This is a genomic window from Streptomyces sp. UNOC14_S4, from assembly GCF_020740835.1.
GTDB lineage: Bacteria > Actinomycetota > Actinomycetes > Streptomycetales > Streptomycetaceae > Streptomyces.
This window is the reverse complement of record NZ_JAINFC010000945.1, coordinates 1-1,158: the sequence shown is the minus strand read 5'-3', so window position 1 is coordinate 1,158 and position 1,158 is coordinate 1. Positions and strand designations below refer to the sequence as shown.

At 73.7% G+C, this 1,158-nt stretch carries 1 protein-coding gene; it reads right to left on the bottom strand.

Features of this window, described 5'->3' with window-relative positions; translation table 11 throughout:
• The coding region (locus K6I34_RS37210; RefSeq protein ID WP_229332430.1) for a hypothetical protein at positions 1-871 on the bottom strand (871 nt) is incomplete at its 3' end.
• Positions 872-1,158 lie beyond the last annotated feature (287 nt).

Genomic DNA, 1,158 nt, shown 5'->3' with positions numbered 1-1,158 from the left:
GCCGCGCGCCGCGGGCGGGCGGACCGAGCGCGTGGCCGCCCGCGGCGCGCGGCAGGGGGCCCGCGCAGAACCCGCAGCGGTCGCCGATGAGCTCGACGCCGCACCAGGGGCACTCCTCCCGGCGTACGGAGGACACGAGCTGGTAGAGGACGGAGGGGTCGGGGATGGCGGCGGCGAACTCGACGGCCCGGCGGGTGCCCCACCAGCGCGCCGATTCGGCGGGCAGGGACGTCTCCTGCACGCCCTGCACGCGCCACTGGGGGGCGATGACGTCCAGGACCCAGTCGCCGCCCCTGGCGGGCGCGGGCCGGTCCCGGGCGACCGTGAGGAACGTGTCGAAGCCGGGGCCCTCGGGCGCCTCCTCGGCGACCCGGACGAGGCGGGGCGAGGGGTTGACGAGGACCCCGAACCGGGTGCCCGGGAGGAACGAGCCCAGGTGGGCGCCGAACCCGACCTCCACCCGGTCCAGGTGGGAAACGGTGGCGAGATGGGCGCCCGCGTACACATAGTGCGTGAGCAGCCGCACGGCCGAGGCGAGCACGCCGGGGCTCAGGTCGGACACGGACAACTGCCGTAACTGGCGTGCCAGGACGCCCACGGCGAGCGGCGGCAGCGCGACCGGCAGCAGGGCGATCCGGTCGGTCTCCAGCACGGACCGGATCATGTGCAGGCGCCGCACGTACGTGCCGGGCAGCGAGTCGGGGTAGAGCGTGACGACGTAGCCGCACTGGTCCAGGAGGATCGCGGTCTGGGTGACGGCGGTGTCGAGCGGCTGCGCGTCCGGCGGCTGGAACACGGCGGCGTCGGGGGCCTGTCCGTCGGGCGGCGAGAGCGCCAGGTCGGGGCTGGTGACTGCTATCGCGATGGGCACGTCGGCTTCCCCGTTCACTCCGGCCGCGGGAGGCTGCGGCGGACGCAGTTCGTTGCAGAGCGATACCGGCCTGTGCTGGCGCCTCCGCACTTTATCCACGAATGGAGCGGCTGAGAACCGCCCCTGGGCGTCCCGTGGGCCCGCCCCCGCGGTGGCCTGGGGACTTCTCGGAAGGCTTGACGCATGCATGGACGGATGTACGGCCGGATGTATTGACGGACGCATTGGCCTAGACCATCTTTACGCGCATACGGCGACCGCCGTAGGCCGCATCCCCCACGCCATCC